The sequence below is a fragment of the Holdemania sp. 1001095H_141210_F2 genome, assembly GCF_015558105.1.
In the GTDB taxonomy this organism is placed as follows: Bacteria; Bacillota_I; Bacilli_A; order Erysipelotrichales; family Erysipelotrichaceae; genus Holdemania.
Map to the genome: position 1 here is coordinate 15,086 of NZ_JADNPO010000027.1, position 24,448 is coordinate 39,533.

Annotated in this window: 25 protein-coding genes; 22 read left to right on the forward strand and 3 right to left on the reverse strand. The window is 48.0% G+C overall.

Translation table 11 applies throughout. The annotated features are described in order from the left end of the window. Nucleotides 1-208 precede the first annotated feature (208 nt). The 3 genes from pth to I2G61_RS13220 are packed head-to-tail and all read left to right on the forward strand — an operon-like array spanning nt 209 to nt 4,789. Entirely contained in the window at nt 209-772 is a 564-nt protein-coding gene (gene pth / locus I2G61_RS13210; protein ID WP_006058324.1) for an aminoacyl-tRNA hydrolase, read from the forward strand. Next, nucleotides 769-4,212 carry a transcription-repair coupling factor gene (gene mfd / locus I2G61_RS13215; protein ID WP_195395475.1) on the forward strand — a complete coding sequence of 1,148 codons (3,444 nt, stop codon included), beginning with the start codon at nt 769-771 and terminating at the stop codon, nt 4,210-4,212. Before pth ends, mfd begins: the two co-directional genes overlap by 4 nt. A gap of 52 nt (nt 4,213-4,264) precedes the next feature. Beyond that, nucleotides 4,265-4,789: an AbrB/MazE/SpoVT family DNA-binding domain-containing protein gene (locus I2G61_RS13220; RefSeq protein WP_072685201.1), complete on the forward strand. Its 525-nt coding sequence runs from the start codon at nt 4,265-4,267 to the stop codon at nt 4,787-4,789. Between the two features lie 304 nt (nt 4,790-5,093). On the opposite strand, the gene I2G61_RS13225 is transcribed toward I2G61_RS13220, so the two are convergent. Beyond that, nucleotides 5,094-5,525 (reverse strand): cupin domain-containing protein, encoded by a 432-nt coding sequence (locus I2G61_RS13225; protein WP_072685202.1) that lies wholly within the window; start codon nt 5,523-5,525, stop codon nt 5,094-5,096. Nucleotides 5,526-5,784: 259 nt separating this feature from the next. Here I2G61_RS13225 and I2G61_RS13230 point away from each other — a divergent pair, with 259 nt between their 5' ends. The 16 genes from I2G61_RS13230 to I2G61_RS16535 all read left to right on the forward strand — a co-directional run bounded on the left by I2G61_RS13230 (nt 5,785) and on the right by I2G61_RS16535 (nt 19,296). Then, nucleotides 5,785-6,111: a hypothetical protein gene (locus I2G61_RS13230; RefSeq protein WP_072685203.1), complete on the forward strand. Its 327-nt coding sequence runs from the start codon at nt 5,785-5,787 to the stop codon at nt 6,109-6,111. A 5-nt stretch (nt 6,112-6,116) separates the two neighbouring features. Then, on the forward strand, nt 6,117-6,344 hold the full coding sequence (locus I2G61_RS13235; protein WP_072685204.1) for a helix-turn-helix transcriptional regulator: 228 nt from the start codon (nt 6,117-6,119) through the stop codon (nt 6,342-6,344). Between the two features lie 44 nt (nt 6,345-6,388). Beyond that, nucleotides 6,389-6,652, forward strand: a complete 264-nt coding sequence (locus I2G61_RS13240) for an RNA-binding S4 domain-containing protein (protein ID WP_072685205.1) — start codon at nt 6,389-6,391, stop codon at nt 6,650-6,652. Between the two features lie 47 nt (nt 6,653-6,699). After that, nucleotides 6,700-7,005 carry a sporulation protein YabP gene (gene yabP / locus I2G61_RS13245; protein ID WP_072685206.1) on the forward strand — a complete coding sequence of 102 codons (306 nt, stop codon included), beginning with the start codon at nt 6,700-6,702 and terminating at the stop codon, nt 7,003-7,005. Continuing rightward, nucleotides 7,002-7,541, forward strand: coding sequence for a spore cortex biosynthesis protein YabQ (gene yabQ / locus I2G61_RS13250; RefSeq protein ID WP_072685207.1), 540 nt, complete (start codon nt 7,002-7,004; stop codon nt 7,539-7,541). The genes yabP and yabQ overlap by 4 nt, the downstream gene beginning before the upstream one ends. Before the next feature lie 156 nt (nt 7,542-7,697). Then, complete coding sequence (locus I2G61_RS13255; RefSeq protein WP_229056725.1) at nt 7,698-8,036, forward strand: septum formation initiator family protein; 339 nt, start codon at nt 7,698-7,700, stop codon at nt 8,034-8,036. A 246-nt stretch (nt 8,037-8,282) separates the two neighbouring features. Further along, on the forward strand, nt 8,283-8,981 hold the full coding sequence (locus I2G61_RS13260; protein WP_072685208.1) for an AT hook domain-containing protein: 699 nt from the start codon (nt 8,283-8,285) through the stop codon (nt 8,979-8,981). A gap of 250 nt (nt 8,982-9,231) precedes the next feature. Further along, a complete protein-coding gene (locus I2G61_RS13265) occupies nt 9,232-9,495 on the forward strand; it encodes a hypothetical protein (RefSeq protein WP_072685209.1) in 264 nt (87 codons plus the stop codon). Nucleotides 9,496-9,646: 151 nt separating this feature from the next. Continuing rightward, nucleotides 9,647-10,057, forward strand: a complete 411-nt coding sequence (locus I2G61_RS13270; RefSeq protein ID WP_072685210.1) for a GNAT family N-acetyltransferase — start codon at nt 9,647-9,649, stop codon at nt 10,055-10,057. A gap of 185 nt (nt 10,058-10,242) precedes the next feature. After that, a complete protein-coding gene (locus I2G61_RS13275; protein ID WP_072685211.1) occupies nt 10,243-11,808 on the forward strand; it encodes a flavocytochrome c in 1,566 nt (521 codons plus the stop codon). A 235-nt stretch (nt 11,809-12,043) separates the two neighbouring features. Beyond that, complete coding sequence (locus I2G61_RS13280; protein WP_072685212.1) at nt 12,044-13,759, forward strand: ABC transporter ATP-binding protein; 1,716 nt, start codon at nt 12,044-12,046, stop codon at nt 13,757-13,759. Further along, entirely contained in the window at nt 13,743-15,488 is a 1,746-nt protein-coding gene (locus tag I2G61_RS13285) for an ABC transporter ATP-binding protein (protein WP_072685213.1), read from the forward strand. The genes I2G61_RS13280 and I2G61_RS13285 overlap by 17 nt, the downstream gene beginning before the upstream one ends. Before the next feature lie 154 nt (nt 15,489-15,642). Continuing rightward, nucleotides 15,643-16,203 carry a hypothetical protein gene (locus I2G61_RS13290; protein WP_072685214.1) on the forward strand — a complete coding sequence of 187 codons (561 nt, stop codon included), beginning with the start codon at nt 15,643-15,645 and terminating at the stop codon, nt 16,201-16,203. Between the two features lie 703 nt (nt 16,204-16,906). Beyond that, complete coding sequence (locus I2G61_RS13295; protein ID WP_021419811.1) at nt 16,907-17,284, forward strand: TnpV protein; 378 nt, start codon at nt 16,907-16,909, stop codon at nt 17,282-17,284. Nucleotides 17,285-17,815: 531 nt separating this feature from the next. Beyond that, a complete protein-coding gene (gene mef(A) / locus I2G61_RS13300; RefSeq protein ID WP_195548329.1) occupies nt 17,816-19,042 on the forward strand; it encodes a macrolide efflux MFS transporter Mef(A) in 1,227 nt (408 codons plus the stop codon). Between the two features lie 113 nt (nt 19,043-19,155). Then, nucleotides 19,156-19,296 carry a hypothetical protein gene (locus tag I2G61_RS16535; protein WP_198097251.1) on the forward strand — a complete coding sequence of 47 codons (141 nt, stop codon included), beginning with the start codon at nt 19,156-19,158 and terminating at the stop codon, nt 19,294-19,296. Nucleotides 19,297-19,422: 126 nt separating this feature from the next. Here I2G61_RS16535 and I2G61_RS13310 read toward each other — a convergent pair whose 3' ends face one another. After that, nucleotides 19,423-20,853 (reverse strand): MobA/MobL family protein, encoded by a 1,431-nt coding sequence (locus tag I2G61_RS13310; protein WP_021419813.1) that lies wholly within the window; start codon nt 20,851-20,853, stop codon nt 19,423-19,425. Between the two features lie 256 nt (nt 20,854-21,109). Further along, nucleotides 21,110-21,325: a helix-turn-helix domain-containing protein gene (locus I2G61_RS13315; protein ID WP_009288849.1), complete on the reverse strand. Its 216-nt coding sequence runs from the start codon at nt 21,323-21,325 to the stop codon at nt 21,110-21,112. 181 nt (nt 21,326-21,506) lie between these two features. Between I2G61_RS13315 and I2G61_RS13320 the strand changes: the two genes are divergently transcribed. The 3 genes from I2G61_RS13320 to I2G61_RS16795 all read left to right on the forward strand — a co-directional run. Beyond that, the gene (locus I2G61_RS13320; protein ID WP_021419814.1) at nt 21,507-22,157 is read left to right on the forward strand and encodes a helix-turn-helix domain-containing protein; all 651 of its coding nucleotides are present in this window, start codon (nt 21,507-21,509) and stop codon (nt 22,155-22,157) included. A gap of 123 nt (nt 22,158-22,280) precedes the next feature. Further along, nucleotides 22,281-23,579, forward strand: coding sequence for a tyrosine-type recombinase/integrase (locus I2G61_RS13325; RefSeq protein ID WP_021419815.1), 1,299 nt, complete (start codon nt 22,281-22,283; stop codon nt 23,577-23,579). Between the two features lie 709 nt (nt 23,580-24,288). Beyond that, nucleotides 24,289-24,448 (forward strand): helix-turn-helix domain-containing protein (locus I2G61_RS16795; RefSeq protein ID WP_195548330.1); only part of this gene is annotated, 160 nt, incomplete at its 3' end.

Here is a 24,448-nt window from a genome sequence, read left to right on the forward strand (position 1 = left end):
TTCATTTGAGAAAAAAGAAAAGACGAAAAATCAAGTCTGCGGATAGGACAACCGGGCAGAATTCTGATATAATGATCGCGCACGAAAAGACCGGGATGAATTGAAATCCGGTCATTTTGCGTCTTGTTGACACGGTGAGCACAAAATGGTGCACCCCTTCAACAAGAGGTTGAACTACGCTTCTATGAAAAGACAGGAGGAATGATTTATGAAGTTAATCGTCGGCTTAGGCAATCCCGGCCGAGAATACGAACATACCCGTCACAACGCCGGTTTCGATGTGCTGGACCGGCTGGCTGATCTGTTGAACACCGGCATCAGCCAGTCCAAGTTCAACGCGCTGATCACAACAGTGCGCACCGGACAGGAAACGATCCTTTTGATGAAACCCCAGACCTACATGAACAATTCCGGGGAAGCGGTGATCCAGGCCGTCCAGTTCTATAAAATCCCGGTCGATCAGATTTTGGTAATTCACGACGACCTCGATCTGCCTGTCGGCAAGATCCGTATCCGCACCTCCGGCAGCGCCGGGGGCCAGAAGGGGATGAAGAACATCATCGACCATCTGCATACTCAGGATATCGCCCGGATCCGCGTCGGAATCGACAAAAATCCTTTGATTCCAATCGTCGATTATGTGCTGGGCAAAGTCCCGGCCGATCAGCGCGAGGACTATCAGGCGGCGATCAACCATGCGGCGGAAGCGGCCAAAGCCAGTATGACGATGCCGATCAGCGACGTCATGAACCGCTTCAACCGCAGCCGATGAATTTCCTGTTAGGCCGGCTGGCAAACAATCCAGCCGTTTTGGCCTGCACGGAGCAACAAGCCTTCCTCTCCGCGTCTTCCCTCACGGAAGAAGCGCTGATTCTGGCCGCCAGCTACGCGCAACATCCGCGGCCGATGTTGATCGTCAAGAATAACTTATATACCGCACAGCGTCTGGCGGAGAAGCTCAAATCCCTGCTTTCTCCGCAGGTCTGCGCGCTTTTCAGCGTGGAAGAATCGCTGCGCGTGGAAGCCATCGCCGCTTCGCCGGAAGCCACGGCGGAAAAAGTCGAAACGCTGAACCGGCTGCTGAACGAGGATCAGCTGATCTGCGTCACCCACGCGTCGGCGTTGGTTCGCTATCTGCCCTCACCGGCCCAGTTTAAGCTCTGTACGATCGTCTTGAAGACCGGTATGGAAGTGTCGATGAACGAGCTGAAACGCACGCTGATCGCGGCCGGTTATCAACAGACCGCCCGCGTCGACCAGCCGCTGTGCTTCGCCAGCCGCGGCGGGATTATCGACATCTACTCCATCAACAGTGAAACCCCGGTGCGGATTGAATTTTTCGATACCGAGATCGAGAGTATCCGCACCTTTGATATCGCCACCCAGCGCACCGTCGAGGTCAAAGCCGAAACTGAAATTGTCCCGGCCTCCGACCTGCTTCTGGATGACGAGCAGATAAGCTTGATTCAGCAGCGCGTCCGCCGCCATCTCGAGTCGCTCAAAAGCCGCTATACCCATGGCGAATACGAACAGATCGAGGGTATCATTGACCTTGATATGGAAACGATGCGCGCTCATCTGCGGGAAAGCCGGCTGTATCCTTATCTGAGCTATCTTGATGACAACAGCTCGCTGATCGACTACTGTCCTAAAGCTCAGGTTTTCCTGTCCCATCCCGATCAGATTAAAACCCATCTTCATCAACTGAGCGAGGAAACGACGGCGTATATTCAGGAAATGACGCTGGAGCTGAAAATGCTGCCGCGCTTCACCGTCCAGCATGAATTAAACACCGTGCTCGCCGGACGCAAGGTTACGGAAATCGACAGCTTCGATTCGCTGCGCAGAGTTCCGCACGCGATGATCCGCGAGGTTGCGCTGCCCAACGAAACGCTGGAAATGAAGCTACAGATCGCCCTGAAGGAAGGCCGCGGACGTCAGCTGTATTTCTTCTTGCAGGAACATGAGCTGAAGGAAATCGTGCCGATCCTCAAAGGCAAGGAAATTCCGTTTCTGCTCAATGATCGTAAGCCGCATGACGAAGGTCTGGTCTTGATCAATCAGTCATTGGACGAAGGGTTTGAGGCGCTTAAGGAAAACATTGTCGTTTACACTTCGCACGAACTATTTAAGAAAAAGACCAAGCTGGGCCGCTACGCCTCCAAGTTCAAGGAAGCCGAAGCACTCAGCAGCTATCAGGATTTACAGCCGGGCGATTTTATCGTTCATTCCCAACACGGCGTCGGGCAATACCTTGGGATCGTGACCCGCGAGTTCAACGGTGTTCATAAGGATTTCCTGCGCGTCGTCTACAAGGGCAACGACGAGCTGTTAGTTCCGCTGGAACAATTCCGTCTGGTGCGTAAATTCGTCTCCCGTGAAGGGGTTGTGCCGAAACTGAATAAGCTGGGCAGCCATGATTGGGAAAAGACCAAGCAGCGCTTGAAAGACAATGTCAACGAGATTGCCGACCGCCTGGTCAAGCTGTATTCCCAACGCGAGGAAAATATCGGCTACGCCTACGGGCCGGATTCTCCGCTCCAACAGGAATTTGAAGACGATTTCGATTACGAGCTGACGCCCGATCAGGCACTGGCCGTGCAGGAGATCAAAAAAGACATGATGCAGTCCAAACCGATGGATCGTCTGTTGTGCGGCGACGTTGGCTTTGGCAAGACCGAGGTCGCGCTGCGGGCTGCGTTCAAGGCGATTACCGAGGGCAAGCAGGTCGCGTTTTTGTGCCCGACCACGATCCTTTCCCTGCAGCACACCGCCACGGCCATGAAGCGCTTTGAAAACTTCCCGATTCACGTCGAGGTCCTCAACCGGTTTGTCGTGGAGTCCAAACAAAAGGAAATTCTGCGCGAACTCAAGGAAGGAAAGGTCGATATGATCATCGGCACGCACCGGATTCTGTCCAAAGACGTGCAGTTTCACGATCTCGGGCTGTTGGTCATTGACGAAGAACAACGCTTCGGGGTTGAACATAAGGAAAAGATCAAGGAAATGAAGGAATCCATCGACGTGCTTTCGCTCTCCGCCACGCCGATTCCGCGCACCTTGCAGATGTCGCTGATCGGCATCCGCTCCTTGTCCCAGCTGGAAACACCGCCGAGCAACCGGATGCCTGTGCAGACCTATGTCATTGAGAAAAACCGGGCGTTGGTCAAGGAAGTCATCGAGCGCGAGCTGGCCCGGCAGGGACAGGTGTTCTACCTGTTCAACAACATCCAGGAAATCTACAATGTCGCCCGTCAGATCAAGCAGGACGTGCCGGAAGCGGAAATCGCCGTCGCTCATGGCAAGATGAGCCGCGATGAAATTGAGGAAGTCATGATGCAGTTCACGGATAACGAAGTGAACGTGCTGATCTGCACGACGATTATCGAAACGGGCATCGACATTCCCAACGCCAACACAATTCTGATCGAAAACGCCGATACCTTCGGTCTGGCACAGCTCTATCAGATCAAAGGCCGGGTCGGCCGCAGCGACCGCATCGCCTATGCCTATCTGATGGTGCGTCCGCGCAAGCAGGTGAACGAGATCGCTCAGAAGCGCTTGCAGGCGATCAAGGAATTCACGGAGCTGGGCAGCGGTTATAAGATCGCGATGCGGGATTTGACGATCCGCGGCGCCGGCGATTTGTTAGGCCCGAGTCAGTCCGGCTTCATCGACACCGTGGGGATTGATATGTATATTGAAATGCTGCAGGAAGCGATCGCCGAGAAGAAAGGCGAAGTCAAGCCGGAGGTCAAAGAACCTGTCCGCGCGCAGGTTCAGGTCGACGGCTACATTCCGAAGCAGTTCGCGCCGCTGGATTTTGAGAAAATCTCGCTTTACCAGCGGATTGATGCAACGGCGGATGAAGCGCAGCTCATGGCGCTGAAAGAAGAAACCCAGGATTATTTTGGCAAAATGCCGAAATCCGTCGGCTTGTTGTTTGAGAAGAAACGACTCGATATCCTGCTGAACGAACCGCGGATCGATTCTTTCCGCGACGTTAAAAACCAGATGGAAATCGTCTTCTCCAAAGCCTTTTCCGATCATATCGACGGCGTGAAATTATTTGAAACCTTCACGACGATCTCCAAGGATATCCAGCTCCGGTATGTGCAGGGCAAGATTATTGTCCGGCTGCCGAAAAAAGGAAATGAACTGGCGCTGGCCATCGAAGTGTTGGATCAAAGTAAGAAACTGGAAGTTTCATAGAATAATCCGGGGCCGGCTGTCCCATACTATTTGTACGTAAAGGAGAGTCGGCATGAAAGCAACAGGTATAGTTAGAAGACTGGATGACTTAGGGCGTTTGGTCATCCCGAAGGAAATCCGTAAAATATATAAGCTCAAGGAAGGGGATTCGATTGAATTCTTCGTCAACGAGGATTCTGAAATCGTATTGAAGAAATTCTCCGTCCTGAGCGATGAAACGGAGTCGATTACGCGGATGTGTCAGACGCTGCAGGAAGTCACGGAACATCCGGTCTTGTTTGTAGAGGACGATCAGATCTTATGCGTCGGTCAGGCGAAGCTGGATGAATGGCGCAGTCAGTCGTTGTCGGTGGAATTTCAGGAGTGCGTGAAGGCGTATCATGTCCGTCCGTTTGATCAGGTGCGCTTATTCGCCGCTAAGCCGGAAACCTTTAAGGGAACGATCTTCCCGGTTGCGGTGTACGGCGACTGGCTGGGAGCGTTTGTCGTGCTGGAAGAGGAGACGCCGCTGCAGCCGCAGCATCTGGATATCGCGCAGGCGTTCAGCCGGCTGCTGATCCGCAATCACGAACATTAACTCGTGTAACGGCATTGAATGAGAAACGGGCGGCGGATGACCAGACGGTATCGAACATAGAATCTTTATTTTTGGCAAACTGCAGTACAGAATCATAAGATCGTCCAATTTAAGCAAAAAATGAAAAAACAGGCGTCTGCCGCTGTCTTCGGGTTTGCGAAGTGCGGAAGACGTCTGTTTTATGTTGGAAAACGGAATAAAAAAACCTTTAATTTATACAAAAATATAGCGAATGTCCATGGAACGATGGCGGATGTAGTCAGATCTGGAATTTTGGCTTTAGAAGGATTCCTTTTACAGAGCCTCAGCCGATAAAAAACGTTTTGCCGTCAAACGTTTCCCGGCGCAGCTTGTCATCCAGCGCCGGCGCTGCTTCCCAATCGGAATCCGAACAGCCATATTTTATCGTGTGCAGCACCGTGCCTTCAAAAAGATAGACATTATGCGGAAGTCCCGGCGGAAGCATAAAGCACTCGTCAGGATCCAGGCGGCGGAAGGTCAGCTGTTCCGACTGCCACAAGGCGATCACAATCCACCCTTGTTCTACAATGTAAAACTCCCGCTTCCGATGATGGATGTGGCTGGACTGCCATCCACTCTGGTTTGTGCCCAGCGTCAGAATATAACTGCTTCCCGTTTCCCGGGTCAGACGAAACCGCAGCTCGCCGTTATTCATTTGATGATGCACAGGCTGGACGCCGAACTCCAGCGCCTGATCGTTCGTCAGTTTTCGCATGGCGATTCCTCATTTCTTTCTGATCAGTATAAACCGGGAATAGATTTATGAACAGAGCCAAACGGATATTTGATTTTGTGAAACTGAATCTTTTAAAATTCTGCAGAAAAAGGAAAACTCCGATTCAGAGGACAGGGGATTGATAAGAATAAGCTATGTGAAAATGTTAAAATGTCTTGACATTACAAAAGCAGAGATTATAATGAAAATGTAAAAAGAGTTTAATATTAAAGAACTCTCAGATAAGGAGGCATCAAGGATGAAAAAGAGAGATGAAATGGATCGGAACATTCAGCTTCGCTCGGAAGCCTGGGGCTACAAAGCCGTCTTGCTTGCTTTGTGTGCAGCAACCTTATGGAATTGCGGACAGACCTGGCTGAACCATAGCCAATATCATCCATGGCCCTCGCTGGTCTTAGGCATGGCCGTCTGTGTCCAGGGATTTTCACAGCTTGCCTTAAAACGGCGGATGATCGCCGGCGACGACGAATATCATGAGCCGAATAAGCTGTTATGGACAGCTGCGGCAGCGTTTGTCATCCTTGTCCTGGCGGTCGCTCTGGGCGTGGGTCTGATGCAGGGATAACCTGAATGCGAAACCGGGTCAAAGAACTGCGCAAGCAGGCGGGACTGCGTCAGGAAGATCTGGCGAAGGAATTAGGCGTCAGCCGCCAGACGATCATCGCGATTGAAAACGATAAATACAATCCGACGCTGGAGCTGGCAATGAAACTGGCGCGGCGGCTGGGCTTGCACGTCGACGAAATATTCTGGCTGGAAGAAGACAGTCCCGGAAGGGCAGAAACGCCGCGAGCTTAAAAAGAGAATCAAACTATGGTATGATAAGAAGCAGAGGTGATGGAATGCGATTGGATAAATATTTAAAGGTGGCCCGGATCTTAAAACGCCGCACGGTTTCAAAGGACCTGGCGGATCATCAGCGCGTGCTGATCAACGGCAAAGTGGCCAAACCGGCCAGCGAAGTCCAGGCTGGCGACCTGATCACCGTGATTTTCGGCCAGCGTCAGCTGACGGTGCGCGTGACGGAAACCACTCAGTACACCCGCAAGGAAGACGCGGCTTCCATGTATGAGGTCGTGGAGGAAAAACGCGTCGAGCTGGAATAAACGAAACCTTCTGTTCATAGGTTGATAGGGAACAGGAGGTTTTCTTTATGAGTGAAAGTCTGTTATCCAATCCCTTGAAATTCGAAACGAATCCCTATCATAACGTGGTGATGAAAGACCGCAAAAGTCTGGATCTGACGGGAGTGAAGCAGATCGACAGCTTCGACAGCAATGAGTTTCTTCTGGAAACCAGCCAGGGCTGGATGCTGGTGCAGGGGAAGGATCTGACATTGGGCAAGCTGGATACGGAACGCGGCGAGGTCAGCATCCGCGGCCTGATCGACCGCCTGGAATATATCGTAAACAAAAAAGGACCGGGCAAGGAATCCTTTTTAGGTAAGCTGCTGAAATGATTCTGCTTCCCCAGCAGTTTCAGGCGCTGGTCTATCATTTTTTCAGCGGCTGGGTATTCGCCCTGACCTGGAGCGGCATGAACCGGCTGACGTGGCACTATCGACGCCATTTTGTGCGCTGGGTGATCGAAACGCTTTACTTTTTTCTTTTCGTCACGCTGATGTACGCCGGCCTGCTGCCGATTACCGGCGGGCAGACGCAGACGTATCTGATCGCCGTCTTCGTGCTGGGCGCCGCAGTTTACCTTAAATTTTACGCGATGACCTTTTCTCCCTTATTTGAAGGGCTTGTGCGCGGTATCGTCAGGCAGCTGACCGGATTTAAGAAACAAAAAGCGAAAAGTCAGGCGGCTTTTAAACATCGCCAGGAAATCCGGCATAAGAAAAGGGACGAAAAGCGGCAGAACAAAAAGTTGAAGCATCAGAAAAAACATCACGAAAAGCAGCTGAAGCGGCAGAAGAAAGAGGAAAAACGGCAGATCAAACGAAGCCGGAAACATCCCGGCCGTGTGCCGCCGAAGGAAGAATCTGACTGAAGTGCGGATTCTTTTCGTATTTTTTCATTTCAAGCGGTTGTAGCCGCAGTCAGTTCACCGGAGTTTCACTTGCGTTTAAATGAATTTTCAGTATAATAAAGATGCACCTAAATTTTTATCATTTTCGCAAGAAAACAGGCGAAGGAGGAATTGAACTTGACAGCTGAAAATAAAAATGAGCCGAAAACCGTCAAACCCAAAGGACGGAAAAAACGGAGCATGCTTGCAAAGTTCATCAGTCTGGTCGTAATCTGTTTTTCCCTGTTTATGCTTTACGGCGTAGTTAAGGAAATCTTAACGACGATGGAATTGAAGCAACAGATCTCCCGAGTTGAGGAAGAACTGAAAACACTCCAGGAAGAAAATAAATATCTGACACTGCAGCGGGATAAACTTGAAGATCCTGCTTACGTACAAAGCTATGCGCGGGGAAGCTTTATGCTTTCCAAGGAAGGCGAACAGATTTTCTATCTGCCGTCGGACGATAAGAAATAGCCAGGAAATACGCAATCACAGCCGGGTCTTGAAGACCCGGTTTTTTTGTTTTCCACCGCCTGGATCCCGTTGCGCCTGAAAGAATGATGTAGGATTACCTGAAAAACAAAGGAAAAATAAGCGATTTCCAGAGGTTAAATCCTTATAAATCAACTATTTTTCATACAACGACACGTTACGCGGGATTTCGACAAACCCCAACCCCTATAATGACGCTGTCAAGGTAAAGAAAGTGAGTGAATAAGGATGAAGGGTCCGGGAATCAACGATTATTTAAGAATACTTCAACAGAAGAAGCAGGAGGCGCATGATCGAGGGGAGAAATGGATAGAAATTAGTTCCAAAGAGCTGCATCAGGAGGTGTCGCCGGAACATGCGACAATGCCGACCTGTTGTCAGGCAATTTACAAACTGTTGTATCAGGGTGATGAAATTCTGCAGCGGCCGAAGGGACAGACCGGTTTTGGTTCGCATTTGCGCGTGCGGTATTACGTCGATAATCTGAATGACCGGGAAGCGATGTTCCCGCCGAAAAAACGCGGCCGGCCAGCCAAGAGCGAGGAACAGAAACGCCGCGACCGAATGCTGAAAAGCAGCCGGAATACGGAAGATCTGCGGCGGATTTTAGCGGCCTGGCTGAATGAACGCGGCTGGCAGACCACAGAGTTTCCCAACAAGATTCAGGCGGAAAAAGACGGAATTACCTGGATTATCGAAGTGCAGGGAACGCATCGCGGCCGCCGGCAGCCTCTGCCGGTGAAGATCAACGCGATTCTGAAAGACATCAGTGAGGATACGGCCAGCTCCGTTCGATACAGCGTCGCTTTTAACGATTCTTCAGTGTACCGCAAGCAATGGAGCGAGATTCCGAAGGTGGTCAAAAACAAACTGAATGTCAGCGTCATTCTGGCGGATAAAAGCGGGAATATTCAGGAAGTCAAATAATCGTCAGTTCAGGACTGAGCGAACCTCCTTTATAACAAAATGAAGAAAGATCCGGGATCAGAAAACGGATCTTTTTTTATGAAATCGAAAAAATTCGTGCATATTTCCAGGAAATGGATGAAAAAGTAGACTTTACCTGACGATTGAAATATAATTAGAATTACTGGAAAAACCTCTCATTTTTGACATAATCAGGACTGGTGCATAAAGTCTACTTTTTGAGACAGACAGGGAAAGACAGGTGAATGGCATGGAAGTTTTCGGGATCAACAGCGCGATTGAGCATATTCTGATCTTTTTAAAAAATGAAGTGAACGCCGCGGAGCTGACGGATTTACGAAAACCGGCTTATCAGGAATTGCTGCTTGCGGTGCTGATCGAATGTCCGCTCGGTTTATATCGCCTGGAAACCTGGCAGGAAGTCTTCCGCTGGCTGAACTGGACGTTGGTCTTTTCGGATTATGATGAATTGAAAGCGGCTTTGGAAAGCGCGCAGAGGAAAATGGAAAACTAAGAACTGCGGGCGCGGTTCTTTCTTTTACTTCCTGCGGGAAACCGAAGCGGCAAGCATAAACTGAAACTGACTGTCCAAACGCCAAAGCAATCCAACCGCCAGCGGTCAAACTGATCGGCGTTGTTGGATTGATAAGAAAAGGAGGCTCGCCATGATCATTCAAAACCTGCGTTCAGGCCGGGAAAACGAAATTCTGAGGCTGTATGAAGCTGTCGGCTGGACGGCCTATTTAAGTCAGCCGGAACGGATAAAACCCGCTTTCGATCACTCGCTCTGCGTGCTTGAACTCTGCGATGAACAAGACCGGCTGATGGGGTTTGTGCGGGCGGTGGGCGATGGTGAAACAATCCTCCATATTCAGGATCTGATCGTCGACCCGTCGATTCAGAATCAGGGATGGGGAACTCTGCTTTTAAAAACCATGTCGGACAGATACCCGCAAGTTCGTCAGAAAATCCTGTTGAGCGACGACGTCGCAGAAACGCTGCGCTTTTATCGTCGGCTGGGCTGGCAGCTGGTAACGGAGCTGCATTGTCAGGCTTTGATCAAAATCATTCGTTAGCAGAACGTCGTAAATTCGAAGATTAATAACTCAATAATCCGTTATTAATTTCCTTTCGTTATGAAAGAAAGCTGCGAAGCAACAGGTTTTAGTAAATTGTGTATAATTTGTGAAAAATTTCTTGATTCTCCGGCTTAAATTGATTACTATAAAAACGCAAAAGCATTTGCAAAGGAGAGAATGAAATGAAAAAATTAGTTGCTCTTACTCTTGCCAGCTTGATGCTTCTGGCGGGCTGCTCCAGCACGCCGAAGAACGACGGCAATGAGGCAACACCGACTCCGGAGGCGGCGGCGACAGAAGCTGACGTTATCGTCGTAGGCGCCGGCGGAGCGGGCATGACAGCGGCGATTGAAGCTGTAAACGCAGGCAAGTCGGTTATCGTGATCGAAAAGGCAGCGATGACTGGCGGCAACACCACGCGTTCTACCGGCGGCATGAACGCGGCGAATACACCGGAACAGGATAAGAATGATTTCGCGGAAGACGCGGGCGTCGAAAAGATGCTGGCGAGCGCGAAGGAAAACTATCCGGATTTAGCGGAGCTGACAGCCACGGTTGAAAAGCAGTATGAAGAATACAAAGCCAATCCGACAGGTTACTTTGATACCGAAGAGCTGTTTATGCTGGATACGCTGGTCGGCGGCAAGAACCTGAACGATCACGCTTTAGTTGAAGTTCTGGCGAATGAAGCGAAGAACGGCATTGAATGGTTAAAGACAATCGACGCGAACCTGTCGCAGGTCGGCAGCTTCGGCGGCGCGAGCGTCAAGCGGATTCACAAGCCGGTCAACGACGAAGGCAAGACAGTCGCAGTGGGTTCTTACCTGGTTCCGAAGCTGACAAAAGCAGCGGAAGACAAAGGCGTTCAGTTTGTAATGGAAACGGCGGCGACGGAATTAGTCGTTACTGACGGCAAGGTTACCGGCGTTAAGGCTGGCGATACGACGTATACCGGCAAAGCAGTTATTCTGGCGACCGGCGGTTTTGCGGCGAATACGGAAATGGTTCTGAAATACAAGCCAGATTATAAAGGCTTTGTCTGTACGAATGCTCCGGGCATGACGGGCGACGGCATCGTGATGGCAACGGCCATCGGCGCAGATACCGTGGATATGGAACAGATCCAGATCCATCCGACAGTTTCTCAGGAAACCAGCGCGTTGATCACAGAAGGTCTGCGCGGCGACGGTGCGATTCTGGTCAACAGCGAAGGCAAGCGTTTCTTTGACGAAGTCGGCACGCGTGATGCGGTATCGGCAGCGGAAGTTGCGCAGCCGGGCGGATTTGCATGGCTGATCGTCGACAACAAGATGGTCGAAGCTTCCAGCGTTATCGCGGGATACATCAAGCAGGGCCTGACGGTGGAAGGCGCCGACGTTGAAGCGTTAGCGGCGGCAATGGGCGTTGACGGCGCGGCGTTAGTTGAAACAATGGACAAGTGGAATGCCTGCGTCGAAGCCGGCAAGGATGAAGAATTCGGCCGGACCAGCTTCGCGAACAAGCTGGACGAAGGTCCTTACTATGCGATCAAAGTGGCTCCGGGCGTTCACCACACGATGGGCGGTCTGAAGATCAACACAAACACGGAAGTTCTGGATGCTTCCGGCAATCCGATTCCGGGTCTGTTCGCAGCGGGCGAAGTCACCGGCGGCGTGCATGGCGCTAACCGTTTAGGCGGCAACGCGGTGGCGGATATTATCGTCTTCGGACGGATCGCCGGCCAGCAGGCGGCGGCTTACGCAAACTAAGCAAGATTAACAATATCGAAGAAAGAGCGGATGTTCAGGCATGAATGTCCGTTTTTTTATGAATTTACCGTTAAAATAGGAAGTTTGAATTCTTTGTTTCATTTATTTTCTTTTGATGAATGCTATTTTTGAACTGGAAAGTTGATCGCGGACTGGTATAATGATAGAGAAAAGCTTAGCTTGCTAACTGTTGATAAAGGAAACTAAGTATGTGGAGGGGGAATGGGAATCTGTTATGGAACTCTTGAAGAAATACTTGAAACCGCTGCTGAAAGAGATGTCGATCAGCTTTTTGATGAAGACGCTGGGGGCGCTGGCGGTTTTGCTTCTGCCGTATCTGTTGGCGTATGTGATTGATACGATCGTGCCGACGAAGGACATTCAGCGGATTGTAGTTTACGGTCTGATCATGATCGCCGTGTCCATCGCGGGCTGGATTTTTGACATTAAGGCCAATCGGCTTGCCTCGCGCGTAGCCCGGGACGCCACGATTCACATCCGGCATGATCTGTTTGAAAAAACGATCCGACTGTCGTGCCGCAAGGGGGATGAATTTACGATTCCATCGCTGGAAAGCCGTCTGACCAGCGACACCTACAATGTCCATCGGATGATCGGCATGATTCAGCGAATGGGCGTCCGCGCGCCGATCCTGCTGATCGGGGGAATTGTGATCACGCTGATAATGGAGCCGGTGCTGGCGCTGGTGATGCTGGCGACGCTGCCGTTTATCACGCTTTTGGTTTACTCCAAAGCGACCAAGGGTATTCCGATGTTTACCAAGGTTCAGCGGGCACAGGACCGGATGATTTCCGTCGTGCGGGAAAACGCCCAGGGCATTCGCGTGATCAAGGCACTGTCCAAAGCGGATCATGAAAAAAAGCGTTATGAAACAGTCAATATGGGACTGGCGAACGAAGAACTCAAAGCCAATACCCGGATGGCCGCGATCAATCCGCTGATGAACCTGTTTATGAACCTTGGACTGGTCGGCGTCATTCTCGTCGGTGCGTGGCGGGTCAACGGGGGACTAAGTGAAACCGGCAAGATCATCGCCTTCACCAATTACTTTACGATCATTACCAACGCGATGATGTCGATCAGCCGAATCTTCGTCATGGTCTCCAAGGGCATCGCCAGCGCAAACCGGATTGAGGAAGTGCTTCAGGCCCACGATGAAATGGAAATCATCGCCGACGATTCTCCGCTCAATGACAAGATCGTTGAATTTGATCATGTCAATTTCTCCTATCTTGGCGTAAAGGATAACGTCGAGGACATCACGTTTGAATTGAAAAAAGGCCAGACGCTGGGGATTATCGGCGCAACCGGTTCCGGCAAGTCGACGATTCTGCAGCTGCTGATGCGCTTTTACGACGCAGACAGCGGCACGATCCGGATTCACGGCCGCGATATCCGCAGCTATGATCCGAAGGATCTGCGGAAGGAATACGGCATCGTCATGCAGAACGATTTCATCTTTCAGGATTCCGTGCGCGAAAACATCGCTTTCGGCCGACCGATCGACGACGAGCTGCTGGATGAAGCGACGCAGATTGCTCAGGCCCGGCCATTTATCAAGAGTCTGACCGATGAATTTGATTATAAGCTGAACTCCAAAGGCACCAACCTTTCCGGCGGCCAGCGCCAGCGGATATTCTTATCCCGAGCGTTTGTCAACAATCCGAAGATTCTGCTGCTGGACGATTCCAGCTCGGCGCTGGATTATGAAACCGACGCCCGGCTGCGCAAGGCAATCAATACGCACTTTGCCGATACGGCCAAGGTGATCGTTGCCCAGCGGGTTTCCAGCATCATGCACGCGGATGAGATTCTCGTGCTGGATCAGGGAAAAATCGTGGCCCGCGGAACACATGACGAGCTGATGCAGACCAGTGAGATTTACTCGTCAATCAGCGACAGCCAGATGGGAGGTGCGCTGCTTGAATAGAAAAGCGACAATCCGACGGTTGATCGGATATTTAAAGGAATCTCAGTTTCTGCTTTTACTGGCATGTGTGACGACGATCGTCGCCAACGTGCTCGCATTGTACGGCCCGAAGCTGACCGGCGTCGCGATCGACGCAATCGGCGGTCCGGGACAAGTTAATTTTGACAAGGTTCTCTATTACTGCGTTCTGATGATCCTTTTCTATGTTATATCCAGCGTGCTGACCTACATCCTGCAGATCATTCTGCTGCAGGTATCAAAGAAGATCACGCACCGGATGCGCAGGCAGGTGTTCGAGCATCTGCTGGAGCTGCCGGTCAGTTATTTTGACCGCAACCAGACCGGCGATATCGTATCCAAAATTTCCTATGATATCGACACAATCAACACCTCGCTGTCCAGCGATATTCTGCAGCTGGTCACCGGGGTGATCACGGTTGTCGGCTCGTTGTTGATGATGTTGTCCATCGCGCCAATATTGGTGCTGGTCTTTGTCATCACCGTCCCGATCACGCTGGTGTTTGCACGCTATCGGATGATTAAAGTCAAGCCGCTGTTCCGCCGGCGTTCCCGCAAGCTGGGTGAGCTGAACGGTTTTACGGAAGAAATGTTGTCAGGCAACAAGACGATCAAGGCGTATGGTCAGGAAGATACGATCATCACGAAGTATGACAGCCGCAATGAGGACGCCAGCCAGGCCTACTACACCGCGGACTATGAGGGTAGTATTATGGGGCCTTCCGTCAACTTCGTCAACAACCTCTCGCTTTCCTTAATCAGTATGTTCGGCGCGATTCTGTTTCTTCTGGGCAAAATCACGATCGGCAACATTTCCTCGTTTGTCATGTATTCGCGGAAGTTCTCCGGTCCGATCAATGAAACAGCCAACATCATCACAGAGCTGCAGACCGCGGCGGCTGCGGCGGAGCGGGTGTTCCGGCTGCTGGATGAGCCATCGGAAATTCCGGACGCTCCGGACGCCAAGGTTCTGATCGACACGAAGGGGATGGTTGATATTGATCATGTCAAATTCGGATACACACCGGAAAAAGAAATTATCCATGATTTGCGTCTGCATGCCGACCCGGGCCAGCTGGTTGCGATCGTCGGTCCGACCGGCGCGGGCAAGACGACGATTATCAATCTGCTGATGCGTTTCTACGACGTCAATGAAGGCGTGATCTCGGTCGACGGCTATCCGATCCGCAATCTGACCCGCGACAGTCTGCGCAAGGCGTTTACGATGGTGCTGCAGGATACCTGGCTGTTCCAGGGCACAATTGAGGAAAACGTCGCGTATGCCCGCGAAGACGCGACACTGGAGGAAGTGATCGCGGTCTGTAAGAAGGCGCATATCCATGACTTTGTGGAAACGCTGCCGCAGGGCTATCAGACCGTGCTGACCGATGACGGCGTGAATATTTCCAAGGGCCAGAAGCAGCTGTTGACGATTGCCCGGGCAATGCTGTCCAACGCACGGATGTTGATCCTGGACGAAGCCACCTCCAACGTCGATTCCCGCACGGAAATGGCGATTCAGGACGCGATGCTGGAACTGATGAAGGGACGCACCTGCTTTGTCATCGCGCACCGGTTGTCGACGATCAAAAACGCCGATGTCATTCTGGTACTGAAGGACGGGGACATTATCGAGTCCGGGACGCATGACGAACTGCTTCAGGCGCGCGGCTTCTATGCCAAGCTGTTTAACAGTCAGTTTGAAAGTTGAATTTCGCAGCGATCAGAAACTTAATTTCTGGTCGCTTTTTTTTAGATCGCAGGACATTGCTTCCGCGATTCCGCTCAGTTATAGGTTTTAAAATTTGACTTCTGAGTGAAATTCAAGGAAAGTATGCGACAATGAAGACAAAGAAAGTAATGTCATGACCCGCAAGGAATGGGGACAGTCCTGTTTTAAGAATGTTTTCAGCCGATTCCGGTTTTATCTGATCACTTCTGTACTGATATCGTTGGTCATCACCGGCGCGGTACTGAAATGGAAGGAACCGGTGTTGATCGGGATCGCTGTGATTTTCTGGCTGGTGACACTGGGCGTTTTGCTTTTGCTTCTTCTGGAATGGAGAGGAATCCAGCGGATGATGCAGAACTTGCCGGAGTCGCTGGGACCTGTGCGGCAGCTGAATACACTGTGGCTGGGAGAAGATACTGTCTATTTCTGGTACCGCCGTCAGGGACATGTCATTCCGATTCGAGAGATTGTGTCCTGCAGCGTCGCATCCGTTACGGAAAGTCCGTATGCCAGCGGCAGTGCCCGCAATAGCATGTTGATTCTGGGCTTGAAGGATCGAAATCTGGGTGTAAATGTCAGCGACCGAAAGAACGCAATCCAGGCTGCGCAGTTTCTGAAAACAAAAAATCCGCGGCTGACGCTGATGGATATTGAAGAAAAAAAGGTGTCTTTGACAGAAATTCACACTGAATAATAATCAGAAAGTTGAGACGTTGGACTGGAAGCAAGATTCAGAAAGACTTAGTTCTCTTAAAGCCATCGCTATTCAACGAAAGTTTGGAAAGGTTTTTGAGCTTGAAGTAAACTTTGGCTTATGAGTATGAGTTCACGGAAAAAGTATAATGAAAAACAGGAGAAACAGACTGATTGAGAGGGATATCCCTTGTCAGCAGGGTAAAACTCCTGTTTTTCTTTCGCTTATTTTTGTCTTAAAAGCCATTTTGCTTGTGGAAAAATTAAGTTCAAAATAAAAGAGATTGGGATCAGTCCGTAATATCTGATTTGCTTTTTTGTGATGCACTTCATTTTACATTAAATTTCATCGATATTTCTTCTTGTCAGACAGGTCTGCTTATCCCTAAAAAGTGATAAGTAGAAAGAAGAAACAGAGCTCTTTTTGAATTCAGGAAATTTCAATTTGAAAACCACATTTTTATAAGTGGTTATTAACCCTCACAGGGTTTTAATAAAATCCTCCGAAAGCCTTGAAAATAAAGGGTTTATCGCAAAATGCTCACCTTAACTTATTATACGATTTCACTTACGTTTATTCTTCCCTTGGAAGCTGATAAGGGCAAACACAAGGGCAAGAAAATCTGATAACAAGATATAAGAGAATGTGGCAATCGGAGAACTGTGACGTATGTGCGAATATATTATACTGGAGGATTTATTATATGGACAAGTACATTTTTGATGAAAGCAACGGTTTATGGTATGAATTGCAGGGAGATTATTATATCCCTTGTCTGATACTTTCCGAAGAAGAAACACAGCCTATCGGTTTGTGGGGACAGCGCCACAAGCAGTATCTAAAGGAGCATAAGCAGTTCCTCTATACCACAATGCTGATTGAGGGTACACTAAACTCCTACCTTGCAGATATTGACAGACAGGCACAGGAGCGTTTGCTCCTGCTGACAAAGCAAATTGCAGAGCAGGAAAATGTGACCGAGCAACTGAAAGCAGATAATGCTATGCTGTGGGTACAGAAAATGAATGAAATTCAGTCCAGAGTTAGAGAAATCATTTACAGCGAGATTATCTACGCATAACAGAATGAGTGATTGGGGCGGTAAGCCAGCTTTTGGCTTACTGCCCTTGTCTGCTCATAAGCAAAATAAAGAAATACCGTCAATGGCAGTGCTTGCACTGTTCATCGAGACCATTGACGGTATTGCGTATTTTGCTATCGCTGTCCGTGGCTTTTTTCAATTTTAAACGTTGCTTAAAACAACTTATTGTGTTAAAATATATGCTGATACAAATAAGAGTTTAGGAGGAACCGAAACTATGACAGCCTCAATGCGTTTAAGATAAGCTGGCAATAAAAAAAGCAGAATCTATCCCCGATGATAGGCTTTTTTGTTGTGCTTATTTATACGATATTGAGCATTCATTAGTTACGGTGAGATATAAGTTATTTAACTATACCTTTATTTAACTATGTCTTTAATATGAATGTTTCCAAATTGTATGTATGCAGACCAAAAGCCACATTGTGGATTTTGGCCTGCATTTTTTATTGCCTAGAATGCTGTTCAAAATAGAAATTCAAGCAAAATAATATGCAGGAGATAATATAAATGGAAAAATACAACAATTGGAAACTTAAGTTTTATACAATATGGGCAGGGCAGGCAGTATCATTAATCACTAGTGCCATCCTGCAAATGGCGATCATTTTTTACCTTACAGAGAAAACAGGATCTGCGATGGTCTTGTCTATGGCTTCACTAGTAGGTTTTTTACCCTATGCGGTCTTTGGACCAGCTATTGGTGTATTAGTGGATCGTCATGATAGGAAGAAGATAATGATTGGTGCTGATTTAATTATCGCAGCAGCTGGGGCAGTGCTTGCTATTGTTGCATTGTATATGGAGCTACCTATCTGGATGGTTATGGTAGTATTGTTTATCCGTAGCATTGGAACAGCTTTTCACACCCCGGCTCTCAATGCGGTTACGCCACTTTTAGTACCAGAAGAACAGCTTACGAAATGTGCAGGCTATAGTCAGTCTTTGCAGTCTATAAGCTATATTGTTAGTCCGGCGGTTGCAGCACTCTTATACTCCGTTTGGGAACTAAATGCTATTATTGCCATCGATGTATTGGGTGCTGTGATTGCATCTATTACGGTAGCAATTGTACGTATTCCTAAGCTGGGTGATCAAGTGCAAAGTTTGAAACCAAATTTCATACGAGAAATGAAAGAAGGAATGGCTGTACTACGGCAAAATAAAGGATTATTTGCTTTATTACTCGTTGGAACATTATATATGTTTGTTTATATGCCCATAAATGCATTATATCCTTTAATCACTATGGAATATTTTAATGGTACACCGATGCATATTTCTATTACGGAGATTGCTTATGCCTCTGGTATGTTGATAGGGGGTCTATTATTAGGGTTATTTGGGAATTACCAAAAGCGAATCTTATTAATAACGGCATCCATTTTTATGATGGGGATAAGCTTAACCATTTCAGGATTACTTCCCCAAAGTGGATTTTTCATATTTGTAGTCTGCTGTGCAATAATGGGGCTTTCGGTTCCGTTTTACAGCGGTGTGCAAACAGCTCTTTTTCAGGAGAAAATTAAGCCTGAATATTTAGGACGTGTATTTTCTTTAACTGGAAGTATCATGTCTCTTGCTATGCCAATTGGGTTAATTCTTTCTGGATTCTTTGCTGATAGAATCGGTGTAAATCATTGGTTTTTACTATCAGGTATTTTAATTATTTGCATTGCAATAGTTTGCCTAATGATAACTGAGATTAGAAAATTAGATTTAAAACAAAATTCATAGGAGGGCCATTTTTATGTATTTAATTTTCATGTAATTTTTCCTGCTAAAATCGCAGGGTTTTCCCTGCGTACAAGCAAATGAAAACATGCGATTATAGACAGGAGGAAAATGTTATGGAATTGATATTAAAAGCAAAAGACATTCGTGTGGAATTTAAAGGACGCACTTGTTTAGATATAGATGAATTAGTTTCGTTAACAAATTCCACCCAAAATAGAAAAGCGATGCGTAGAAAACTTTCAGGTTTCTGTTGAGTTTGGATTGCATAAGAAAACACCCTGCAAGACGAAAAAAATCTTGCAGGGTGTTTTCTTATGCTCTGATATATATGTAAGACCGCAAGGCAGGTTGCCCTGCGGTGTTGATTTCCTATGTCGTGATTATCTGTCCCTGCCTTGGGATTTCTTTCTCTGCTTCGACTGAGAACTCTGTTTACTCTCTTCCTGAAGCTGTCTGAGCCTGTTACGCACACTTTGTCTTTCGGGCGGTCTGTGCTGTTTCTCGGCAGGTTTCTGTCCGTTCTTAACTGTCTGCTCCCATTCTGCAAGGTCTTGGTTATACTGTGTGATAATAGCCTCTGCTTTGCGGTAAGTTTTCATAAATGCCTGTACATCAGGATAACCGTCATCTTTTAGAATATCGGGGAGTTTATCCAGTTTTTCTTTAAGCTCGGATTCGGTCTGCTGTATCTGTTTTTCCAGAGCCTTGCGTTCCTTGCCCTTGAAGATACCCGTTGTTTCAGCAAGCTGCTGTCGCAGATTCGGGAGTGTGATCTCCTGTATCTTCTTGATTGCTTTCGCCTGCTTCTGTACCTTTAGCATAAGGGTCTGCATTGTGCGGAACTCGTCCATATCCATATCAAGGACTGGCTTGGGTGGCATATCCTTTTCACGGATGATGGCTTGCAGAAATTCCTTTGCCTTGCCTACGATACTTCTGAATAGGTTTGGAAGCCAACCATTTTCACGGATGGACTGACCGGCTTTATCGTGGATTTCGGTCTGCTTGATTTCCAGTATCTTTGTTTCTTCAATGCCCGATACAAGAGCCAAATCTGCTGTTCTGTTCCATTCCTGCCTTGCCGTGTTGTCCGCTTCGATTTCGGCAGCTTTGGGGTTGTTCTTGCCTATCTTTTTTGTGGGGAGATACACGCTGTTCTTATCAAACACTTTCAGTCGTTGCTCGGGATCTGAAATGTGGGAATTGATAAGTTCCGTGTAAACTTCTTTTGCTTCTGCTATGAACGCTTCACTTTTGAAACGCTCATCTTTGGTTTTGAATAAATGGCTTTCGTAAACATCCCCCTTTTTGATAACGGTACAGCCTTTTCGGATTTGACCGTTTTCGTCTGTGATTTCTTTCTTGGTTCGTACCCTTTTTCCTGTTTCGTCATAAAATACGCTTCTGGTGGCAATCTTGATGTCAGGTTCTGGAAGCAGTTTCCTTTCGCTGAATATGAGATGAATGTGGTAATTGGTCTTGCGTTTGTTGTGGTGCAGAGCCGATACACATTCCACTCCGTACTGCTGTCGGAACTTATCCGTAAATTCTTCAAGCACCTGCTGAGGGTCAAAGGTGGTGTAAATCTCCGGCAGGGCAATGATTAGCTCCCTTGCTTCGATACACTTTCCTGTTGTTCCGCTTCTCTGGAACTCCTGCTGACTTTCCCTGGCGAGATTTTTCCAAAAGGTATTGTCGGCGGTACGATAGGTGGCGTAAAGGTTTTCCTGTTTGGCGTGGCTCGTGATATATGAGATTCTTCCCTTGACATTGGGCAGCTTCGACATCTGAATGAACGAATGTCTTGCCAACCTTTTGCTCCTTTCTTCGCTGAGAATACCGTACTCATTACGCAACCGACTTGTCGGGTGCGGCTGTCACAGCCATCGGTGATTGGTGGGACAGCAATGGAAATTGCGGTGCAATTTCCTCTGTATCATAGCTGAGGTGGTGGTGTCCGAAGCTGTGATACAGGCTCCCCGCAGGGGCGAAATACCCAGAGTACAAATCGCAGATTTGTGCGAGGGGTGTATTTCGCTCTCAAACGCCGAGGGCTTTGGAGAACGGTCATTCCACTTTTCGTACATCACTTGGATTGAGTAAGTTCCTGCCCTGATTGACCGTCATAAAACGCTCCAGCGTATCCCTGCGGATAATGGTCTTTCGTCCGACTTTCAAAACAGGCAGCTTGCCCCAGTCCACCAGTTTTCGCATTGTGTTCCTACCGATACCCGTACATTCCGCTGCTTCTTCGATAGTTAAACCCATTTTAATTGCTGTCATTGTACATCTCTCCTTTCAAAATACTCATTTTGCAACTTTGCAATTATCATTATACTTATTTTGCTATTTCTTGTCAACTCATTTTACAACCCATTAAAGATATTTTTTAATTTTTATCAGAAAAAGAGTTGCAAAATAGGTTTTGGTGTGGTATACTTGGTTTCGATAGGAGGTGTAAACCTTGAAAAAAGAAATTACATTCACCGCAAAACAGGTCGGTGAACGAGTGAAAGAACGTCGAACAGAATTGAATCTTACGATGCCGGAGCTTGGCAAGCGTATCGGAGTGAACAAGTCTACGATACAGAGATACGAAGCAGACGGCGTAGACCCAAAAAGAACAATGATTATCAATGGACTGGCAGAAGCACTGCTTACCACTCCTGAATGGCTCACAGGTCTTTCAGAGGATAAGGAATATGACAGCAGAACGCTCTGTGAAAAAGATTTGGAAGAACATATCAAGAAGTACATTGATACTGTGTCTACGGTTGTGAATGGCGAACCGCACCAACAGCTCCTTACCACATTTCTCGGAAAGATGATTGATTTATATTCCGTTCTCTGCTACCACTTCTCCGACGCTATGGCAGAGGTTGACCGTGTGGCAGAAGATGAAGGACTGAAACAGTCTCTCCGCAGATATGCGATTGAATCAGGAGCGATTACAGAGCGAGTTTACCATAAAGAGATGGAAGCACCGATTGAGGATATGAAACGATTCTTAGACGGAATTTTACATATCTACGATGAAGGACGCACCGCTGTAAAGATGGGTGACCTTTTCGGGATAGTAGCGGAAGCCGAAGCAAGGCTTGCCGAAAAAGAATAATTCCGTGGCTCTTTGACAATGAAAAAAGCCGATGAAACAATCGGCGGATGTGACACTATTTACTTTACGCACACCATACGTCACAGTTCCGGTTGCCACGGATAGAAAGGAGACTATTTATCAATGGCAAAAGGATCTGTAAGAAAAAAGGGCAAGAAATGGTACTACCGCTTCTATGTAGAAGATGAAAGCGGAAAGATGGTACAGCGTGAGTTTGCAGGCACAGAAAGCAAATCTGAAACAGAGAGTCTGCTCCGCAAGGCAATGGAGGACTACGAAGCGAAGAAGTTCGTGGCAAAGCCTGAGAACACCACAGTAGGTATGCTGCTTGATATGTGGGTGGAGGAAGAACTGAAACCCGGCAATTTGAGCAACGGTACAGTGATGGCGTATATGGGAACAGTGAACAGGATAAAGAAATATCCTATCGGCGACAGAAAGCTGAAAACGGTCACTGCGGAACATTTACAGGCATTTATGGACTTTCTCACTTTCGGAGGACAAAACCCTGACGGGACAACAGCAAAGGCACTTAGCAAAGGGTATCTGAGACTGTTCTCAGCGGTATTGCAGGGAGCGTTCCGATTTGCGGTATTCCCAAAGAAACTGATTTCCTTTAATCCTATGCAGTATGTGGTATGGAGGGGAAAGAAAGAGGAATATGAACTGTTTGCAGACGAGGACGGAGAAGTTGATAATGCTCCTACCATTGACCATCAGCAGTTTTTAATGTTGGAGGACTTTCTGAAAAAGAAAGACAATCCTGCATTGCTCCCGATGCAGATAGCCTATTACACAGGGCTTCGTATCGGAGAAGCGTGTGCATTGACTTGGCAGGACATCAACCTTGACGGACAGTACCTCACAGTACGACGCAGTATGCGATACAACGGGCAAAGGCACAAGACAGAGATAGGTGCTACCAAACGCAAGAAAGTCCGCACCGTGGACTTCTGCGACACTCTGGCGGACATTCTCAGAAAGGCAAAGACGGAACAGCACAAGAGCCGCTTCAAGTATGGCGAACTCTACCGCCTCAATTACTATAAAGAGGTCAAGGAGAAAGACCGTACTTACTATGAAGTCTACAGCCTGCCGAGAACGGATGAAGTGCCAGACGGATACAAGGAAATATCCTTTGTCTGCCTTAGACCTGACGGAGCATACGAGTCACCGAGTACGGTTGGTGTTATGACAAGGTCGGCAAAAAAGAAACTGGAAGGATTTGAAGATTTCCATTTTCATATGCTGAGACACACATTTACCAGCAATCTGCTCTCCAATGGTGCAGCACCGAAAGATGTGCAGGAACTGCTCGGGCACTCTGACGTAAGTACCACAATGAACATCTACGCTCACTCTAAAAGGGAAGCGAAACGAACTTCCGCAAGACTGCTTGATAAGGTGGTCGGGGAAGCCTAAACAAAAAGTTTCCCTTGTTTCGGCTCATAAGGGCAAAAACAAGGGAAAATACATAAGGAACGAACATTAAAATGCCGATTTTCCTTGAAAACACAAGGGTTTCGGAGGATTAAATAGATAAATAAGAATTTTCAAAACAGCGATGCTGAAAAGGCGGCAAATAAAAAGAAGCTTTCGCGTTGACAGCGGCGCTTTTTTCCGTTATTTTATGGATAGAGAGAGGGCGGCTGTTTTGGCAGCTGTCTGAATGAGGAATTCCGCCCGGCCATGCAGGACGAGTTCACGAACCGAATTCTAATGAATGGAATAGACTAAAGAGAAGCCTGGAATCGACTTCTTTTTCCGTATTCTTAAGTGAAAATGACACAAACTAACAGAAAGGTGATGATGAATGTTTAAATTAGCGATTTTATTGATTGCGCTGTTGTATTGGATTCTGCATTAAAAAGTGACAGAGTGTTCAGTGAAAAACGAATGGGATTTGACTGAACAGCCTGATCGAAACGGAAAAACGATGTCGCATGACTTCCACAGGAGCTGCCGAAAATCCGGCAGTTTTCATTTTGCGCCGCAAGTGAATTGAAAAAGTAAACGCAGCCTTAAGACAAAAAGAAATTGCATTTACTTTTGCAAAGACGCGGACTGCATTTACTCGTGCAAATGAGTTATAGTCATCTTGTATCTCCCTGTCCAGATAGGAGTCCTCATTATGAGCCACTTAACTTTGCAAGATCGGATTACGATTCAATCCGAGTTGAATCAGGGTTCTTCTTTCAACACGATTGCTCGTTTGATTTCCAAGAGTCCTACCACGCTCTCCCGCGAGATTCGAAATCATCTGCTGATTCGCGATCGTTCTTCTTACCCTC

Excerpts from the sequence above, each read along its gene's own strand:
- I2G61_RS13260 (WP_072685208.1), top strand. The coding sequence starts at position 8,283 with ATGAAGGGTCCGGGAATCAACGATTATTTAAGAATACTTCAACAGAAG.
- mfd (WP_195395475.1), top strand. The coding sequence starts at position 769 with ATGAATTTCCTGTTAGGCCGGCTGGCAAACAATCCAGCCGTTTTGGCC.
- yabQ (WP_072685207.1), top strand. The coding sequence starts at position 7,002 with ATGATTCTGCTTCCCCAGCAGTTTCAGGCGCTGGTCTATCATTTTTTC.
- I2G61_RS16535 (WP_198097251.1), top strand. The coding sequence starts at position 19,156 with ATGGAATTGATATTAAAAGCAAAAGACATTCGTGTGGAATTTAAAGGA.
- I2G61_RS13230 (WP_072685203.1), top strand. The coding sequence starts at position 5,785 with ATGAAAAAGAGAGATGAAATGGATCGGAACATTCAGCTTCGCTCGGAA.
- I2G61_RS13220 (WP_072685201.1), top strand. The coding sequence starts at position 4,265 with ATGAAAGCAACAGGTATAGTTAGAAGACTGGATGACTTAGGGCGTTTG.
- I2G61_RS13265 (WP_072685209.1), top strand. The coding sequence starts at position 9,232 with ATGGAAGTTTTCGGGATCAACAGCGCGATTGAGCATATTCTGATCTTT.
- yabP (WP_072685206.1), top strand. The coding sequence starts at position 6,700 with ATGAGTGAAAGTCTGTTATCCAATCCCTTGAAATTCGAAACGAATCCC.
- I2G61_RS13235 (WP_072685204.1), top strand. The coding sequence starts at position 6,117 with ATGCGAAACCGGGTCAAAGAACTGCGCAAGCAGGCGGGACTGCGTCAG.
- I2G61_RS13225 (WP_072685202.1), bottom strand. The coding sequence starts at position 5,525 with ATGCGAAAACTGACGAACGATCAGGCGCTGGAGTTCGGCGTCCAGCCT.
- I2G61_RS13290 (WP_072685214.1), top strand. The coding sequence starts at position 15,643 with ATGACCCGCAAGGAATGGGGACAGTCCTGTTTTAAGAATGTTTTCAGC.
- I2G61_RS13275 (WP_072685211.1), top strand. The coding sequence starts at position 10,243 with ATGAAAAAATTAGTTGCTCTTACTCTTGCCAGCTTGATGCTTCTGGCG.
- I2G61_RS13280 (WP_072685212.1), top strand. The coding sequence starts at position 12,044 with ATGGAACTCTTGAAGAAATACTTGAAACCGCTGCTGAAAGAGATGTCG.
- I2G61_RS13240 (WP_072685205.1), top strand. The coding sequence starts at position 6,389 with ATGCGATTGGATAAATATTTAAAGGTGGCCCGGATCTTAAAACGCCGC.
- I2G61_RS13270 (WP_072685210.1), top strand. The coding sequence starts at position 9,647 with ATGATCATTCAAAACCTGCGTTCAGGCCGGGAAAACGAAATTCTGAGG.
- pth (WP_006058324.1), top strand. The coding sequence starts at position 209 with ATGAAGTTAATCGTCGGCTTAGGCAATCCCGGCCGAGAATACGAACAT.
- I2G61_RS13325 (WP_021419815.1), top strand. The coding sequence starts at position 22,281 with ATGGCAAAAGGATCTGTAAGAAAAAAGGGCAAGAAATGGTACTACCGC.
- I2G61_RS13295 (WP_021419811.1), top strand. The coding sequence starts at position 16,907 with ATGGACAAGTACATTTTTGATGAAAGCAACGGTTTATGGTATGAATTG.
- I2G61_RS13315 (WP_009288849.1), bottom strand. The coding sequence starts at position 21,325 with ATGACAGCAATTAAAATGGGTTTAACTATCGAAGAAGCAGCGGAATGT.